Annotated in this window: 18 protein-coding genes; all 18 read left to right on the top strand. The window is 21.9% G+C overall.

The genetic code is table 11. The features are described 5' to 3' along the window. Window positions 1-928 (top strand): hypothetical protein (locus tag KTO59_RS02130; protein ID WP_284928396.1); only part of this gene is annotated, 928 nt, incomplete at its 5' end. 117 nt (window positions 929-1,045) lie between these two features. Beyond that, a complete protein-coding gene (pyk, locus tag KTO59_RS02135) occupies window positions 1,046-2,398 on the top strand; it encodes a pyruvate kinase (RefSeq protein ID WP_263864473.1) in 1,353 nt (450 codons plus the stop codon). Window positions 2,399-2,622: 224 nt separating this feature from the next. Continuing rightward, complete coding sequence (locus tag KTO59_RS02140) at window positions 2,623-3,396, top strand: Bax inhibitor-1/YccA family membrane protein (protein WP_284928397.1); 774 nt, start codon at window positions 2,623-2,625, stop codon at window positions 3,394-3,396. A 60-nt stretch (window positions 3,397-3,456) separates the two neighbouring features. Beyond that, window positions 3,457-3,711, top strand: coding sequence for a 30S ribosomal protein S16 (rpsP, locus tag KTO59_RS02145; protein ID WP_284928398.1), 255 nt, complete (start codon window positions 3,457-3,459; stop codon window positions 3,709-3,711). 4 nt (window positions 3,712-3,715) lie between these two features. Next, window positions 3,716-4,465, top strand: coding sequence for a tRNA (guanosine(37)-N1)-methyltransferase TrmD (trmD, locus tag KTO59_RS02150; protein ID WP_225696032.1), 750 nt, complete (start codon window positions 3,716-3,718; stop codon window positions 4,463-4,465). Continuing rightward, window positions 4,455-4,808, top strand: a complete 354-nt coding sequence (gene rplS / locus KTO59_RS02155; RefSeq protein ID WP_225696033.1) for a 50S ribosomal protein L19 — start codon at window positions 4,455-4,457, stop codon at window positions 4,806-4,808. The genes trmD and rplS overlap by 11 nt, the downstream gene beginning before the upstream one ends. Before the next feature lie 65 nt (window positions 4,809-4,873). Next, on the top strand, window positions 4,874-6,130 hold the full coding sequence (gene tyrS / locus KTO59_RS02160; RefSeq protein ID WP_225696034.1) for a tyrosine--tRNA ligase: 1,257 nt from the start codon (window positions 4,874-4,876) through the stop codon (window positions 6,128-6,130). A 60-nt stretch (window positions 6,131-6,190) separates the two neighbouring features. Continuing rightward, a complete protein-coding gene (sufU, locus tag KTO59_RS02165; RefSeq protein ID WP_284928401.1) occupies window positions 6,191-6,619 on the top strand; it encodes a Fe-S cluster assembly sulfur transfer protein SufU in 429 nt (142 codons plus the stop codon). A 125-nt stretch (window positions 6,620-6,744) separates the two neighbouring features. Then, entirely contained in the window at window positions 6,745-7,446 is a 702-nt protein-coding gene (locus KTO59_RS02170) for an ATP-binding cassette domain-containing protein (RefSeq protein ID WP_225696036.1), read from the top strand. Between the two features lie 22 nt (window positions 7,447-7,468). Further along, window positions 7,469-8,455 (top strand): hypothetical protein, encoded by a 987-nt coding sequence (locus KTO59_RS02175; RefSeq protein ID WP_225696037.1) that lies wholly within the window; start codon window positions 7,469-7,471, stop codon window positions 8,453-8,455. A 9-nt stretch (window positions 8,456-8,464) separates the two neighbouring features. Continuing rightward, on the top strand, window positions 8,465-9,199 hold the full coding sequence (locus KTO59_RS02180) for an ABC transporter permease subunit (RefSeq protein WP_225696038.1): 735 nt from the start codon (window positions 8,465-8,467) through the stop codon (window positions 9,197-9,199). A 107-nt stretch (window positions 9,200-9,306) separates the two neighbouring features. Then, window positions 9,307-10,680 (top strand): Wadjet anti-phage system protein JetA family protein, encoded by a 1,374-nt coding sequence (locus KTO59_RS02185; RefSeq protein WP_284928402.1) that lies wholly within the window; start codon window positions 9,307-9,309, stop codon window positions 10,678-10,680. 149 nt (window positions 10,681-10,829) lie between these two features. Next, window positions 10,830-11,579, top strand: a complete 750-nt coding sequence (locus tag KTO59_RS02190; RefSeq protein ID WP_225696040.1) for a hypothetical protein — start codon at window positions 10,830-10,832, stop codon at window positions 11,577-11,579. Between the two features lie 357 nt (window positions 11,580-11,936). Then, complete coding sequence (yihA, locus tag KTO59_RS02195) at window positions 11,937-12,527, top strand: ribosome biogenesis GTP-binding protein YihA/YsxC (RefSeq protein WP_225696041.1); 591 nt, start codon at window positions 11,937-11,939, stop codon at window positions 12,525-12,527. 91 nt (window positions 12,528-12,618) lie between these two features. Beyond that, on the top strand, window positions 12,619-15,189 hold the full coding sequence (locus KTO59_RS02200) for a valine--tRNA ligase (RefSeq protein ID WP_284928403.1): 2,571 nt from the start codon (window positions 12,619-12,621) through the stop codon (window positions 15,187-15,189). Between the two features lie 347 nt (window positions 15,190-15,536). Continuing rightward, window positions 15,537-15,671 (top strand): hypothetical protein, encoded by a 135-nt coding sequence (locus KTO59_RS04515; RefSeq protein WP_320412674.1) that lies wholly within the window; start codon window positions 15,537-15,539, stop codon window positions 15,669-15,671. Then, entirely contained in the window at window positions 15,658-18,330 is a 2,673-nt protein-coding gene (locus KTO59_RS02205) for a cation-translocating P-type ATPase (RefSeq protein ID WP_320412675.1), read from the top strand. Before KTO59_RS04515 ends, KTO59_RS02205 begins: the two co-directional genes overlap by 14 nt. 54 nt (window positions 18,331-18,384) lie before the next feature. Next, the coding region (pth, locus tag KTO59_RS02210; RefSeq protein WP_284928404.1) for an aminoacyl-tRNA hydrolase at window positions 18,385-18,878 on the top strand (494 nt) is incomplete at its 3' end.

An 18,878-nucleotide genomic window follows, 5' to 3' on the forward strand; every position in this document is an offset into this window, starting at 1 on the left:
GGTGGTTGTATTTATATGTAATAAAACAATTGCTTTTACAGGTGACATCAGTTCTTCGGTTAAAAAAGATATTTTAGAAGAAATCCGCAAAACTAGTGAAAATTTAAATAAAATTGTGGATAAATGGGATTCTTCTCTTCAAAACGATAAAGACGAAATAAAAAAAGACGTGTTAGCTTCAGCAAAAACAGAAATCAACAAAACTAGTGAAAATTTACAATATCAAATGGGAGAATTAAAAAAAGACGTATTAGCTTCAGTAAAAACAGAAATCAACAAAACTAGTGAAAATTTACAATATCAAATTGGAGAATTAAAAACAGACGTATTAGCTTCAGTAAAAACAGAAATCAACAAAACTAGTGAAAATTTAAATAAAATTGTCGATGAATGGGATTCTTCTCTTCGAAAAGATAAAGACGATGTATTAGCTTCAGTAAAAACAGAAATCAAGAAAACTAGTGAAAATTTACAATATCAAATTGGAGAATTAAAAACAGACGTATTAGCTTCAATAAAAAAAGAAATAACTGGTTTTTTAAATCCGTTTACTTGGTTTCAAAAAGGTTCTGAATCAGACGAAACAAATAAAGGTTCTAGTGTTTCTTTTGGTTTTTTAAATCCGTTTACTTGGTTTCAAAAAGGTTCTGAACCAGGCGGCGAAACAAATAAAGATTCTGAATCAGGTGTAATAAAATCTCAAAATGATTTAAGAACAAAAACAAAAGCTTTAACAACAACTCAAAACGCTTTAACTCAAAAAGAAGAAGAATTAAAAACAGTTAAAAACGCTTTAACTCAAAAAGAAGAAGAATTAAAAACAGTTAAAAACGCTTTAACTCAAAAAGAAGAAGAATTAAGAACAGTTCAAAATGATTCTACAGAAATGGAAATTATTCGTTACAATGGTGATAGAAATACAGATTAAAAAACAGATTAATCTGGTTTTTAAGTTTGACAGGTTGGCTTAGTTGGCTTTTCAGTTCTAACAGATAAAAAAATATTTAATGTTTTTTAAAAAAAATAAAAGAAAGTTTATTCCAAAATGATTAATAAAGTGAAATTAGTATCTACATTAGGACCTGCTTGTGATAAAAAAGAAATTTTAAGTAATTTAGTTAAAAATGGCCTTTGTATAGCTCGTTTTAATTTTTCTCATGCTAATTATGAAGGTAGTGAAAGAATTTTACAAATTATTAAAGAAATTAATCAAGAAAATAATAGTTATTTAGGAACAATGCTTGACACTAAAGGACCTGAAATTAGAACTCATAATTTTGATGGATCAGTTCAAATCGAAAAAGATTCTGAAATAATAATTTGTTTTAATGAAGTTTTAGGCACTAAAGATAAATTTTCTTTAACTTATGATTTATATGATGATATTAAAGAAGGTAATTTTATTTTTATTGATGATGGTTATTTAACTTTAGAAGTGATTAAAAAAGATTCGCAAAAACGGGAATTAGTTGCTAAAGCTAATAATACTCATGTAGTAAAATCACGTAGAGGAGTTAATGTTCCTAATATTAGATTACAAATGCCTTATATTTCTGAAAAAGATAAAAATGATATTTTATTTGCTTGTAAACATAAATATGATTTTTTGGCTCTTTCATTTGTAAGAAGAAAAGAAGATCTTTTTGATGTTAAGAAACTTTTAAATTCTAAAAAAGAACATAATGTAAAAATTATTTCTAAAATAGAAAATCAAGAAGGTTTAGATAATTTAGATGATATTATTGAGTTTTCTGATGGTATTATGATCGCTCGTGGAGATTTAGGAATTGAAATTGATAGCGAATTAGTTCCTTCTTATCAAACAAATATAATTCAAAGTTGTTTACATGCAGGAAAACCTGTTATTGTAGCTACTCAAATGTTAGAATCTATGCAAAAAAACCCTCGTCCTACTAAAGCAGAAACAAGTGATGTTTATAACGCTGTTTTAGAAGGTGCAACTGCTACAATGTTATCAGGCGAATCAGCTTCAGGGCTTTATCCAGAAAAAGCAGTTATGACAATGGCTAAAATCCAAAAAGAAGCCGAAAAAAATGTTAATTACGATTTTATATCTCAATTTTATAATTCTGAAGAACCTGAAGATTTTTTAGCTTTTGGTGCGATTCAAATTTCTTTACAATATCCTGTATTAGCAATTGTTGTTGATGATAAAAAATATGCTATTGCTTTATCTAAATTTCATCCTATAGTTCCGGTTTTTGTTAAAGTAAAAAATATCAACGAAGCAACTTCTTTATCTTTAAATTACGCTAATATTCCTTTTTTAAACGAACAAGAGTTAAAAAATAAATTAGAACTTTTACAAAAAGAAAGCGATGATAATAAGGTAATGTTAGAAATCAAACAAGATAATTTAAAAATTATATCAGAATAATAAAATTGTCAATAATTTTTTAAGATTAATGATTGTTAATTATAAATTTCATTTAGAATTATAATATTTGCTTAAAAAATATTTTTTTAAGCAAATATTATAAAAAAATATTATAATTAGTATATATAATATAATATTTATGTATTTTTTTATTTTTAAATTAATTAAAAAAAATGAAGTATTCTTCTTGTTTAAATCAGATAATAGAAGAGAGGATTTAAAAAATGTTAAGAGATAAAATTAAAATAAGTGGATCTTTTGAAAGAATTAAAGAGAATTTTTTCTTTACTTCTGGAACAAATATTATTTATCAAAATAGAGTAACACGTGCAGGAATAGCTACAAAAACAATTATATTATTACTTATTACTTCTTTTTTTTCGGGTGTAAGTTATTTTTTTTCAAACTATTTTATAAGTGATATAAAAAATATTTATATTTTATCTATTATTTTTTCATTGATAACTTGTTTTGCTTCTATTATTGGGACTAGATCTGTTGAAGCGTCCAAGGTATGTTCTTTTGTTTATTCGATATTTACAGGTATTCCATTAGGAATTATGTTGAATTTATTCAAAAATGTTATGCCTAATATTATGCCTATTTGTTTAATTGCTTTATTTGCTACTGCTTCGGTTTTCGGAGTTACATCATATTTGTATTATAAAGGATCTTTATTAGAGGTCGACAATTCTCAATTAATAAAAAAAATGAGCTATATATTTTTTGTATTGTTTATAATAGAATTTGTTACATTGTTTTGTTGTGGGCAAGCATTGTATGCTATGATATGTATTCCTATTAATTTATTTATGATTGTATTTGCAACATTAATATTAATCGAACATTTTCGTTATGTTGATAATATTATTATGAATAGTATGCCAATTGAATATGAATGGCAATTATCTTTAGGTTTTGTAACACTTTTTATTGTAATTTTTTACAGAATATTTGATCTTTTAATATTATTATTCGGTAGTACTAATAGAGACTAGATTCATCAAATTAAAATTTAAAATCAAAATTATTAATTTTAAGAAAGAGAGTTATTTAAAATGGCAACAAAAATACGTTTACAACGTTTAGGTAACCATAAAAGACCTTTTTATCGTATAGTGTCTATGGAATCTCGTAACAAAAGAGACGGAAAATTTTTAGAAATTTTAGGAACTTATGAACCATTTCGTAATTTAATCGATGTAGATTTAGATAAAGTTAAAAAATGGTTATCAGTTGGTTCTCAAAAAACTAAAACTGTTACTAATTTATTAAAAAGAGCTAAAAAACAAAAAAATATTAATTTAAAATAAAATAATGCAATTTGATATTATTACTATTTTTCCTAATTTTTTTGACAATCTTTTAAATAATTCAATTATGAAAAGAGCTCAAGAAAAGAATAAAGTTCAAATTAATATTCATGATTTAAGAAAATACAGTCAAAATAAACATCATCAAGTTGATGATACTCCATATGGCGGAGACGATGGAATGTTATTATCTTTTCCTCCTTTTTATGAATGTTTACAAAAAATAAAAAGGACGGATAGAACAAAGGTAATTTTATTATCTCCACAAGGCAATTTATTGAATCAATATAAAGCTATTAAATATTCAAAAGATTATTCTCATTTAATAATTTTATGTGGAAATTATGAAGGTGTAGATGAAAGAATTTTAAATTATGTTGATGAAGAGGTTTCAATAGGAGATTATATTTTAACTGGAGGAGAATTCGGAGCTATTATTTTAATGAATGTTTTGATTAGGCTTTTACCAGGGGTCATTAAACAAGAATCTTATCTTCGTGATTCACATCAAACAGGTTTATTAAAATATCCTCAGTATACTAAACCTCAAAATTATAAAGAACATAAAGTTCCTAAAATTCTTTTATCTGGAAATCATTCTAAAATTGCTAAATGGCGCCAAAAAGAAAGTTTAAGAAATACTTTTTTAAAAAGACCAGATTTATTAGAAAAAATAAATTTAGATTTAGAATCACAAAAATTGTTAATAGAAATTCAAAAAGAAGAAAATGAAGGAATAGAAAATGAATTTTAAAGGTCAACAATTAATTCATTCAATTAATGAAAAAAATTTAAGAAACATCCCTGATTTTAAACCAGGAGATACTATAAAAGTTTTTGATAAAATTGAAGAAGGAAACAAAAAAAGAATCCAAGTTTTTGAAGGTATAGTTATTAGCCGCAAAGGAAGTCGTATTTCTGAAACTTTTACTGTTAGAAAAGTTTACGCAGGAGTAGGAGTAGAACGTATTTTTCCGGTACATTCTCCTTGTTATGAAAAAATAGAGATTGTACGTCGTAGTATAGTACGTAGATCTAAATTGTATTATATTAGAAAATTATCAAATAAAGCTATTAAAATTAAAGAAAAAAAATAATTAATTAATATTAATTATTTTATTTTTTTAATTTTGTAAATATATAAATAGATAAGAGGTTTTTTGTGTTTTTATTCCAAGAATTAAAATGGCGTAATTTGGTTAAAGATTTGAGTAATGAAAAAGAATTAGAAAAACTTTTGAACCAAGGAAAAATTAATTTTTATTGTGGTTTCGATCCGACTGCTATTTCTTTAACTATTGGTCATTTAGTTCAAATTACAATTATTTTATTATTACAAAAGAAAGGACATAATCCTTTTATTTTACTTGGAAGAGCTACTTCTTTGATAGGTGATCCGAAAGAAAAAGAAGAAAGAAAATTATTATCTTTAGAAGATGTTGATAAAAATTTTGTTAAAATTAAAAAACAATTAATGAAAATTTTACCGAAAGATAAAGTTATTTTTGTTGATAATTATGAATGGATATCTAAAATTAATCTTATTGATTTTTTAAGAGATTACGGAAAATATTTTAATGTTAATTATATGATTTCTAAAGAAAAAATAGCTAAAAGATTAGATAAAGGTATTTCTTATACTGAATTTTCTTATATAATTTTACAATCTTTAGATTTTTATTTTTTATATAAAAAATATGATGTTAATTTACAATTAGGTGGTTCTGATCAATGGGGAAATATTACTTCTGGGTTAGAATTGATTAGAAAAAAAAATTTAGATAAATTATCCAAAAAACCTTTTGGAATGAGTAGTTCTCTTTTATTAGATAATAAAGGAGTTAAAATTGGAAAAAGCGAAAAAAATGCCATTTGGTTAGATGAAAAACTAACAACTCCTTATCAAATTTATCAATTTTTCTTAAATGTTGATGATCAAAATGTTATTAATTATTTGAAAATGCTAACCTTATTAGAAGTGGATAAAATTTTAGAATTAGAAAAAGAAGTTAAGTTAAAACCTTCTTATAGGTTAGCTCAAAAAGAATTAGCTAAACAAATTGTTTCTTTTGTTCATGGAAAAGAAATTTTCAAAGAATGTTTCGAAGTTAATAATATTTTGTTTTTTGATAAATCAAAAGTGTTAAATGAAAATGATTTTTTTTTATTGAAAAAATATTTAGTTTCTATAGAAGTTAAAGAAAAAAAAATTTCTCTAGTCAACGCCTTATTAGAAACGAAATTAGCCGATTCTAAAAAGAAAGCTAGAACATTGATAATATCCAAATCTATTAAGATTTTTAATAAATCTATTGATAAAGTAGATTATGTTTTAGATTTTGAAACATCTTTATGTTCTAAATATATTTTGCTAACAAAAAAAAATAAAATTAATGCTTTGATTATTTTTAAATTTTAAAAAAATATAGATTTTAGTTTTATTTATTTTAATGAATATGCAGAAGGTTTTGTTAAAAAGATGAATCAATTATATCGTGATTTAATAATTAAACATTATCGTAATCCTTTTAATAAAGGTTTAATTAAAAACAATGAGCTAATTCATTATTGTGTTATGAAAGAAAAAAATATTTCTTGTAGTGATGAAATAATTCTTCAAGTTAAATTTGAAAATAAAGATATTGTAGATATTAAATATGAAGTTCAAGGATGTGCTATTTTAACCGCTTCCGCTTCTTTAATGTCTATTTACTTAAAAAAAAATGATTTAATATTAGCTATAAAAAAAATAAAACATTTTTGTAATATGTTAAAAAATGAAATTTTTGATCCACAATTATTAGATGAAGAATTACTTGTTTTTGAGACGATTAAAGATTTTCCTGGCAGATTCAAATGCGCTAGTATGCCTTGGAAATTATTATTACAAATGATAAATATACAATAAGATAAATATAAAATATTTAGTTGAATTATTTTAATTTTATTTTTTTACATTTTATTTCAATAAAATGTAAAAAAATAAAATATTTTTAAATTAAAATTAGAAAGAATTTATTATTTTTAGAAATAATGTTGAGAATAGAAAATCTTTATAAAACTTATTCAAGCAATAAAAAAAATATTTCTATTTTGAAAAAAATAAATCTAAATATTTTTGAAGGAAAAATTTTCGGTTTAGTAGGTAAAACTGGTTCTGGTAAAACTACTTTGTTAAAAATAATGAATGGTTTAGAACAACCTGATAAAAGAAAAGAAACTAAAATTTTTAAAAATTTTACTTATCGAGAAAGCGGTACTATTTGGCAAAATTTTAATCTTTTATCTAATTTAAATATTTTTGATAATATAGCTTTACCTTTAAAAATAAGAAATTATCCTAAAGAAGAAATTAAAATAAAAGTATTAGAAGTTATAAAATTTGTGGGATTGTCCGATTGTGTTGAGTTATATCCTAAACAAATTTCAGGAGGTCAGAAACAAAGGACAGCTATTGCTAGAACTTTAGTTTATAATCCTAAAATTATTTTTTGCGACGAACCTACTTCATCTTTGGATGAAACAGTTAGCAAAAATATTTTAAAATTATTTTATAAAATAAATCAAATAAAAAAAACAACTATTGTGATAGTTTCTCATGATAGCTCAGTTATAAAAACCTTATGTAATTCGGTTGCTATTTTGAATAAAAATCAAATAGAACAAATTATAGATTTAAAACCTTCTTATTATTTTAAATCTTTGTCTTATAAAGAAATTTTTTTAAACAAATAAAAAATAGTTTGGAACAAATAAAGTGAATAAAATACAAAAATTTTTGTATTTAAAAATTGGTTTTATTTTAATTATTATTGTTTCGATTGTTGGTGGATGGTTGTTTTTCATAAATAATAAAGGAAAAGACACGACCAAAAAATTAAAAATTGTTACTGCTTTATCTAATGTAAAAGATTTTTTGACATCAGATCAGATTAAAAATAGATTACAAGAAAAAGGTATGGAGTTGGACTTACAATTTATTTTTAATGAATATGCACAAACACATAAATTATTAATGAATGATGAAGTAATTGCTAAATTAGATTCTCATTTATCTTATTCTATTGATGAGAATGATAAAGGACAATTTTCTGATTCAATAATGGTTGCTCATCCTTTATATTGGCCTCATATTGGATTATATAATACCAAAAAACCTAGAAAAAATAAAAATAAAATAAAAAATTGGGAAGATTTTGAGAGAATAAAAAAACAAGAGAGTGAACCAATAAAGATTTTAATTTGCGATAATAAAGCACAAATTAATATTATGTTACGTTTTTTAGAAAAATTAAAAATTATATCGAGAAAAGAAATTTCAAAAGATACGGAACAAAAAATAAAAGATAAAAGATATTTTTTAGACAAAAATGATTTTGATATTCCGAAAAATATAGAAATATGTATACCATCCGGAGTTACTTTATTAGATAGTGTTCAATTATTTAAAGATAGTGAATATGATTTATTTATTAATTATCCCGCGATTGCAGGAGTTACAAATGGCGAAATAGATGTTATTCAAAAATACACAAAACCTGAAATTAATGACTTCGCTATAACTAATACAATTTCGTTGATAATAAAAGAAAAATATAAAGATAACGAATTAATAAAAGAATTAAAATCGATTTTAAGTATGCAGGATATAATTATTTTTTTTCAAGACAAATATAAAAACGGAGATTTTATACCTTCTAACGAGATAGAAAAAATAACAAATAAAATTAATCAATATTTTTAATAATTAATTATGAGAAATTTCTTTTTTTCTTTTTTTAAAGTTTTAAGTTATCGCCATAATAGTTATTTTTCTAATAGTAATTATTTAGTTTTAGAAGGATTATTAGCAACTGTCAAATTAATTTTTTTATCTTGTTTTATTTCTTCTATTTTAGGTTTTTTATTAGCTATATATTTATATTTATTAAAAATAAAAAATAAAACAAAAACTTATTTTTTAATAAATAATTTTATTAATATTGTTATTTCTACTCCGTATTTGATGTTAGTTATTTTAATAACTAATCATTTTTTAGGACCAAATTTTAGATGTTATTATGGATTTAAAGCAGCTCTTTTTTGTTTAAGTTTTGTTTTAATTTGTGTTTTCTCTCGTAATTGTGAACAAGTATTTTTACAAATTAATCCAGAAATTTATCAAACAGCTTACACTTTAGGAGCTAGTAAAAAACAATTTATTATATATTTTTTATTAAAAGAATCTAGATCCTTTTTAATATTAAAATTGGTTTCGCTTTTTATTTCTGCATTAGCTTATTCTAGTGTTTTGCATATTTTAGGCCAAGCTGGTTTGATCGGTATAATTTATACATATGGATGGAACGATGGCAATCTTAATTTTAAAAAAGCAGGATTTAATCAATTAGAATTAACTTTAACATATATTATAATCATATTTTTATTAGTTCAAATTGTAAATTTAATTGGTAATTGGATTGCTGATAAATTTGATAAAACGAGATAAATTTTTATCTCGTTTTTAATATATATATTTTTTTTAGAAATAAATATAAAATTATTATAAATTTTTCATTTATTTCTAAAAATTTAAATATTTAAGGATGTAAATATATGTCTTGTTTATTTAAAATTATTCCTTCTAATTTTTTTCAATTGTTGTCTTCCGTAAATAAAGATATTTATGTCGACTGTCTTATTCTTTTAGAGGAATTATCTAATGAAGATGATAATTTTGATATTGATAAAAATATAGCTTTAAATGTGTTAGAAAAATATTTCGATGAAAAGTCTAAAATTTTATTTCAAGAAGAAGACGAAAAAGAAATGATTACTAATAATCGACAAAAAGCTTCAAGAGTTATTACTTTGTTTAATAAAAATGGTTGGCTAAGTGAAGAAAAAGTTAGTTATAATATTATTAATTTAAATTTTTTTGATTATAGTTTAGATATGATTTATTTTTTCAAAAAAACTCTTAATCATATTAATTCAGAATCTATTGGAAATATTTATAGTGTTTATTCTCTTCTAAAATCTTTTCTTACTACCAAAAAGTATACTAATTTTCAAGAAGCTATTTTAAAAACAAAAAGTCTTGTTACCAAACTGAAAATTTTAAAAGCTAATATTTTTCGATTTTATAATCAATTAATTAATATTAATTTTAATTATAATTTACAAAATATTTTAGAACAATTATTATCAGATTATAAAAAGAATTTTTTCGATTCTTCTTATTATATTTTAAAAACAACTGATAATTTTTTAAAATATTGTATTCAAATTGATTTCTTTATTGAAGAAATAGAAACGAATCCTATTTATTTTGAAAAAATGAAGGAACAAATCAAAAATATAAATAATAACCCTAAAGAAGATATTAATAATTTGATTCAAAAACAAATTCAAGAAATTAAAACAAATTTATCATCAACAGATAAATTGATTAAAATTATAGATCAAAAGAATGAACAATATTTACAAATAGCTTGTGATAAGATTTTATTTTTTAGCAATCGAAAAAAAAATTTAGAAAATATTTTGAATAATACTATTAAATTAATTTTATGTGATAAAATAGATTTTTCCTCTTTTTGTAATTTATGGAATATTAAAAATTTAGATGAATTTTCTTTTTATAAACCAAGAGCTCCCAAAAAAGAAATAACTTTATCTATATTGAAAACAATTCCTGAAGAAATAGAATTTAATTTGAAAGAAAAAAAAAGATTATTTTTAGATAAAAAAAATCTTTTTCATCGTCAAAATATTAATGTTTTTGTTCAAGAACTTTTAGAGAAAAAAAATTATTTTAAAGCTTCGGAAATGATTTTGAAAAATAATCAAGATATATTAAGACTTATTTTTATTTATATTTATGCTAAATCTGATTCAAATAAAAATATTTATCAAATTAAGAAATTAAATATAAAAGTAAATTCTTATAATTTTTCTTTTCCTGATTTTTTAATTTTTAAAAAATAAATTTTTTTGTTGATAAAGAATAAATCTTAAAGCTAAAATTGATTTTTATTTTTTTAATATCTTAAATAGATGATTTTAATATATACTTATGATGGTTTATTTGAGAGATAATCTCTAAAATAAATTTAGAAAATAATTAGAAAGTAAATATGTATTCAAATCTAAAAAAAATTCATAAATATTTTTTAAAATTTTTTATTATTATTATATTTTTTATTTATTTTAATTATAATATTTTTAAAATATGTGCTGTTCATGAAAATAAAAATGTTCTTCCTTTTTTTGAAAAAATAAAAGATAATGATGAAAATATTTTTCAAAAAGATTGTTCTTGGAATTATAAACCTGTTTCAAAATATAACGATCTAAATGATAGAATAGAAATTATTTATAATTATGATTATCAAGGAAAAATAATAAACAAATGTTATATAGATACAAATAAAACTCATATTTATCAATATAACGACGAAAATCAAATTGTTTCAATATATGATTTTGAAAATCATAAATTAATAAAAACATTTGAATATAATAATCAAAATAAAATTATTATTTCGAGAAATCATAAAAATAAATTTCAAACAAAATATAAATATAATAAAAAAAGTCAATTAATGGCTAAAATAAAATTTTTTTCTGATGAAAATAATTCTTTAAAAAAAAGTATTTTTCATTATGTTTATAATGACGAAGGACAAATGATTAATAAAATTCATTATGCTGATATTTTTAAAAGAAGAAATAATTTTTTTAGTTTTATATATGGATTTAAAAAAAGAAATTTTGTTTTATACACTTATAAATATAATAATGAATCTCAAAGAATTAAAAAAATTAATCATCTAAAAAGTAGTATTCATTCATATAAATATTATGACTTTTCTCAAATTTATTAAATATAAAAATAAAAATCGAACTTATTTAAGTTCGATTTTTTATTATAATTCGAAATTTGATTTTTTAATAAATAAAAATAATTAGAAAATAAAAAAATTGTTTTTTTAATTACTTAAAAATAAATAATAATTTTGATAATTATACAAAATAATATTAATATATTTGTCTATGTTGTATATTTTTTAAATTTGATATAAATTAGTTATTTAATAATTTTTTAGTTAAAAATAAATTAAATTTAATTTTTCGAATATATTAGTTATAAGAGCTGTTATAATATTATATAATTATTGATATTGATTAAATTTTATATATTAAAAAAATATTTAAATATTTAAATTAAGGTAAAAATTAAAGTGATTAACAAAGTTCTTTTTTTAAAAAGTATTATTGATTTAAAATATCGCCCCTTACCTCAATTATCAGAGATTTTTTTAATCGGAAGAAGTAATGTTGGTAAGAGTTCGTTTATTAATGCTTTAGTTAATAATAAAAAAATGGCTTTAGTATCGAAAACTCCTGGTAAAACAATTACTTTAAATTATTTTTTATTAAATGATTCTTTTTATTTAGTAGATTCTCCTGGTTATGGTTACATGAAAAAAAGTTTGCAAGTTAAAAAAAGTGTTGTTAAAATGATTAATAATTTTTTACAAAAAAATTTTGATATTAAAATTATTTTTCAATTTATAGATTTTAAAGTAGGGCCTACTTTTTTAGATATAGAAATATATCGACTATTAAGACAATCTAATTTTAAACCTTGTTTAATTTTAAATAAAAAAGATAAAGTTTCATCGAATAAGGTTATAAACAGATTTAAACAAATTCGAGAAATTTTTGAACAATTAGGTTACAATGAAATACTAATGTATTTATTATCTTGTAAAACAAAAGATGGATTAAATAATATTATTGATTTCATCTATTCTAAAATAGATTTATAAATATTTAAAATTGTTTTTTTAGTGTTTTTATTTTATGATAATAAATTTTAAAAGATGTTAATTAATTTTAAATAGGGTAAAAAAATATATTATGAAAGCCAAATATTCTTTTCAAACAATAGAAAAAGAAAGATATCAAAAGTGGTTAAATAAAGATTACTTTAGAACTGAAAATAATTTAAAAAAACAAGTTTTTACTATTGTTATTCCTCCTCCAAATATTACAGGAAAACTTCATTTAGGACACGCCTGGAATAACACTTTACAAGATATTTTAGTTCGAAGAAAAAAAATGTTAGGTTATGATATTCTTTTTTTGCCTGGAATGGATCATGCAGGAATAGCGACCCAAAACAAAATAAAACAAAAACTAAGAGAAGAAGGATTCTTAGACCAAAATTTAACTAAAGAAATTTTTTTAAAATACGCTTCTTTATGGAAAGAAGATTATTCTAAAATTATTCGTGAGCAATGGGCTTCATTAGGTTTATTTTTAGATTATAAATATGAAAAATTTACTTTAGATTCTCCTTTAACTAAAACAGTGGAAAAAGTTTTCATTAAATTATATAAAGATAATTTAATTTACCGTGATTATAAAATTATTAATTGGGATCCTGTTATTAAGACAACTTTATCTAATATAGAAGTTAATTATCGAGAAATTCAAGGAAAACTTTTTTATCTAAAATATTTTTTATTTAATGATTCTAATCTCTTTTTAGAAGTTGCTACTACAAGACCTGAAACGATTTTTGCTGATCAAGCTTTAGCTGTTAATCCTGAAGATTCAAGATATTGTGATTGGATTGGTAAAAAAGTTTTAATACCATTTACTAATAGAGTAATTTCTGTAATTACAGATGATTCTGTTGATATGGAATTCGGAACAGGAGTGGTAAAAATAACTCCTGCTCATGATGAAAATGATTTTAGAATAGGGAAGAAAAATAATTTAAAATCTATTTTATGTATAAATGAAAACGGTACTATGAATGAAATAGCCGAAAAATATCAAAATTTAAGTATTTTAGAATGTCGTCAAAAATTAATTAATGATTTAGAAAAAATTAATTTACTTTCTATGATAAAAGAACATAAACATATGGTAGGTTTTTCTAGCATTTCAGGATCTATGATTGAACCAAGATTATCTTTACAATGGTTTTTGAAAATGAAAGAATTATCTTCTTTTGTTTTAAAACAACATAATATAAATTTTTTTCCTCAAAGATTTTTAAAAATTTTTAATAATTGGTTATTAAACGTTGAAGATTGGTGTATATCTCGTCAATTATGGTGGGGTCATTCTATTCCTGTTTGGTATAAAAATGAAGAAATTAAAGTTCAAGTTGAAGATCCAGGAAATGGTTTTGTTCAAGAAACAGATGTTTTAGATACATGGTTTTCTTCTTCTTTGTGGCCTTTAAATACTTTAGGTTGGGATCAAGAAAATAATGATTTTTTCGAAAGACGTTTTCCAGTAGATGTTTTAGTTACTGGTTATGATATTTTAACTTTTTGGGTTACTAAAATGGTTATTCAAAGTTTTTATTTAACTAAAAAAAAACCTTTTAAAAATGTTTTATTACATGGCTTAGTAAGAGATTCTAAAGGGCAAAAAATGTCTAAATCAAAAGGAAATGGGATCGAGCCGCGAGAAATTATTGATAAATATGGAACAGACGTTTTAAGATGGTTTTTAACCACAAATGTTTCTAATGGTTCTGATTTATGTTATGATGAAAATAAAATAATTAATAATTGGAAATTTATTAATAAAATTTGGAATATAAGTCGTTTAATTAAATTAAATCTTCAGACTTTAGAAACTGATTTCAATGAAGAGCTTTTATTATTTCCAGAAAAAGCTTTATTAACTCATTTTTCAAAATTAATTAAAAAAATTGATTCTTTATATGAAAGATATGAATTTCATATTATAGGAGAATTATTGTATCATTTCATTTGGGAAGAATTCGGAAATTTCTTTTTAGAATTTTTAAAAGTTTTTTTAAAAAAAGAAAAAGAATATTTAAATACTCAAAAATTTTTACTTTTTATTTTGAAAAATATTTTAAAATTATTACATCCTTTCATTCCTTTTGTAACTGACGCTATTTATGAAGATTTAACTTTAGGAAAATCTATCGTTCATTCTTCTTGGCCGAAAATTGATTATTCGGATTTAAAATCTTTAGATGATATCCAAAGTTTAAAAACTTTAATTATGCAATTTCGTAATTGGAGACATTTGCGTAAAATTAACAAAAATAATTTGTTTACTTTGTATATTGAAACACTTTCGGAAAAAAATAAAGAATTAAAAATTTTTAGTTCAGTTTTAGAAACTTTTTTTCAAGTAAATAAAGTTAAAATTATTAATAGTTTAGATGAAAATTATGTTTGTTTATTTTCTGAAAAAAATATATCCATTTGGATAGATAAAAAAAATTGGCAAAAAATTAATAATACAGCGATTAAAGATAATTTAAAACAACAAAAAGAAATGCTTTTAAAAGAAATCAAGAGAAGTGAAGAAATTTTAGGTAATAATTCATTTATAGAAAAAGCAAATCCTAACAAAATCAAATTAGAAAGAGAAAAATATCAAAAATATTTAAATAAATATCAAAAATTAAATAAAAATGATACAATATAGAAAAATATTTTTTAGATCAATTAATTTGAATATTTTTATTAATAAAAATAAGTATTTTTTATCGAAATGGTCTTTTATTTAAGAATGTTTCGTTCAAAGATAATAAATTACAATTAATATAACAAAAATTATCATAATTTTTTTCTGATATAGAATCTAAAAAAATTTTAAATAATATAATTGAATAGTTAAATATAAGAAATTATTAATTTTTTATATAATAATAAAGATTGATTTTTATGTTCAAAATATTTATTTAATAATATATTTTATATTTTAATATAAAATAAATTTTTGTTTTTCAAAAAATTTATGTTTTTTAAAAAAGAGGCAATTAGATAATAATAATGAAAAATAACGAACTTTTAAAAATAAGCAGTTTATCTTCAGAAGAAGTTTTTAAAAATTTTAATACAAGTCAAGATGGTTTAAGCAATCAAGAAGTAAAAAAGATATCTTATTCATGGTTTGAATGTTATTAGATCAAATAAAAATACAAATATTTTCCGACAATTTATTAAACATTTTACTTCTATATTTGCTTTTTTATTATGGACAGCGGGTTTTTTAGCTTTTTGTATTAATGAAAAACCAGTAAGTTTAGCGATTATTATGGTTGTTATTGTTAATGGTGTTTTTTCTTTTTTTCAAGAACGCAAAGCTGGAAAGATTTTATCTTCTTTAGAAAGTATGATACCTAATAAAGTTCAAGTGTATCGTGATGGCAAAATAGAATTTATTGATGTAATTAATTTAACAATAGGTGATTTAATTTTTTTAGATTTAGGAAGTGTTATCCCTGCTGATGCTAGATTAGTAGAAGCTAATAATTTTTATGTTGATAATTCTATGTTAACAGGGGAAATCGTTCCTTTAAATAGAACTTACACTCCTAATGTTAATAATATTGATGTTATTTCTGAAATTCCTAACTTGGTATATGCAGGAACAACTGTTGTACAAGGTAGCGCCAAAGCTATTGTTTATTCTATCGCTGGAAATACTCAAATCGGAGAAGTTTCTAATTTAGTACAAAATATTGATAAAGGCGTAAGTACTCTTGAAAAAGAAATTCATAAAGTTATCAAAGTAATTAGTATTATCGCTTCATCTTTGGCTTTTTTAGTTTTTTTAATTTGTATATGTCGTTATAGTACTGTTTCAGGTAAAACTTGGACAGATATTTTTAAATCGTCTATTACTGTAGCTTTAGGAATGTTAGTAGCGAATATTCCAGAAGGATTATTACCGTCTATTAATTTAAGTTTAGCTATCGGTTCACAAAGAATGGCTAAACAAAATGCTTTAATTAAACAATTATTTTCAGTTGAAACATTGAATTCTACTACTGTTATTTGTACTGATAAAACAGGTACTTTAACAGAAAATAAATTAACTTGTCGTAAAATATTATTCCCTGGAGGATATGTTGATATTACAGGTAATGGTTTTAATAAAAAAGGTGAATTTAAAAATTTAGATAGAGAAAAACATGATAAGGTTTTAAGCAAATTATTTATTTCTGCTATAATGTGTTCTGAAGCTAATTTAATCGATGATCCTATTAATAAAAAAGATTTTCAAATAATAGGTAGCCCCACAGAAGGTTCTTTTTTAATCGCCGCTCGTAAATATAGTTTGGATATAGATGAAATTAGAAATAATTTTCAAGTAGAAAAAATGAATCCTTTTTCTTCAGAAACTAAAAAAATGAGTGTTTTAGTTAAGAATTTATCTCAAAAAAATTATGATTTGAACGAAAGATATTTATTTATCAAAGGTGCTCCTAGTGTTTTATTAAAAGATTGTAAATTTCAATATAAAAATAAAAAAGTAACGGAATTTTCTCAAAAAGATAAAGAATTTTTTGTTAATCATAATGAAGAATTAGCTAGTGAAGGTTATCGTTTATTATCTATTGCTTATAAAAAAATAGAATCTAATACAGATAATTATGATGAAATAGACATGGTCTTTTTAGGTTTTTTAGTAAATTACGATCCTCCTAAAATCGAAGTACGTGATTCAATTGAAAAATTATATAAAGCTGGTTTAAAAGTTACTGTTATTACAGGAGATTACGGACCAACAGCGATATCTATAGGGAAACAAGTAGGTATTGTTAAAGACGATCAATATTTAAATGTAGATGGCGAAAAAATTGATAAAATATCTCAACAAGAATTACAAGATATTTTAAAAACTCCTAAACCAATATTTTGCTCTCGTACAACTCCGCAACATAAATTAAGAATTATAGAAGCTTATCGTGCTAATGGTGAAATAGTAGGAGTTATTGGAGACGGAGCTAACGATATTTTAGCTATGAAAGCTGCTCATATTGGTATTGCAATGGGTAAATCTGGTAAAGACGTTGCTCGTAATGCAGCTGATATTATTTTATTAGATGATAATTTCTCTACTATTCCTAAAGCTCTTTTAGAAGCTCGTGGTATTTATGATAATATTAAAAAATTTATAACTTATGTATTTAGTTCTAATATTCCACAAATTTTCCCTGTTATATTTATGGCAGTGTTTGGATATCCTCCTTATTTAACTGTTATGCAAATTTTAGCTATAGATTTAATAACTGATTTAATTCCTGCTATAGCTTTGGGATCAGAAAAACCTGATAAAGATTTATTAGAAAAAAAACCTATTACTGCAAACGATCGTTTATTAGATAAAAAAGTATTAAAAAGAGGTTATGGTTTTTTAGGCTTAGTTGAAGGATTTTTAGCCTTAGTATTTTTCTTATCTTTTTATAAAGGTGTAGGTTTAAAAGGCGGATTTGAAAAATTATCTCAAGAAAACGGATTTAAAGTCGCTTCTACTATGGCTTTTGGAGCTGTTATTTTTGCTCAGATAGGTAATGTTTTTGCCTGCAGATCTGATAAATTTCAATTTTGGCAAACTTTTAAAAAGAAGAATATTCTTTTATATTTCGGTATTTTATGTGAATTATTTTTATTTTTTATTATTTCAAGAGACATTAATACATTAAATAATTTTTTTGGAACAGCTAAAATAAAAAGTTTACATTATATTTGTTTATTTTCTTGTATTTTTATAATATTATTTTTTGATTATATTTATAAATTTATTAATAATAAGAAAAAAAAGTTAAAAAAAATTTAAGCAAATAGTTTAAATTTTTTTCTTTTTTTATTTTTTAACATTAAAGGAAAGAAAATGAAACTTATTGTCGGTTTAGGAAATCCAGGTATTATTTATGATAATACTCCACATAACATAGGATTTATGATGATTGATTTTTTTTTAGATTATTTAAAAAAAAATTTAATTCCTTTTAAATTAAAAAAAGAATTATTTAATTTGGTTTACTATGTTCAAATAAATAAGAAATCAATTATATTATTAAAACCACAAATTTATATGAATAATTCTGGTTCAGCTATAGAAAAAATTGTTAAAAAATATAAAGTTAATACACAAGATATTTTGGTTTTACATGATGATATTCATTTAAAAGCTGGTAATTTTAAATTAAAACATAAAGGTGGACATGGGGGGCATAATGGAATAAAAAATATTATAGAAATGTTAAATACAAATCAATTCAAAAGATTAAAGATAGGTGTTAATAATAATTCTTCAATTCCTTTGAATGAATATGTTTTAGGATTTTTTGAACCGCAAATTAAAAAAGATATTTTTAATAAGTT

Source organism: Candidatus Phytoplasma sp. AldY-WA1, assembly GCF_020312115.2.
GTDB lineage: Bacteria > Bacillota_I > Bacilli_A > Acholeplasmatales > Acholeplasmataceae > Phytoplasma > Phytoplasma vitis.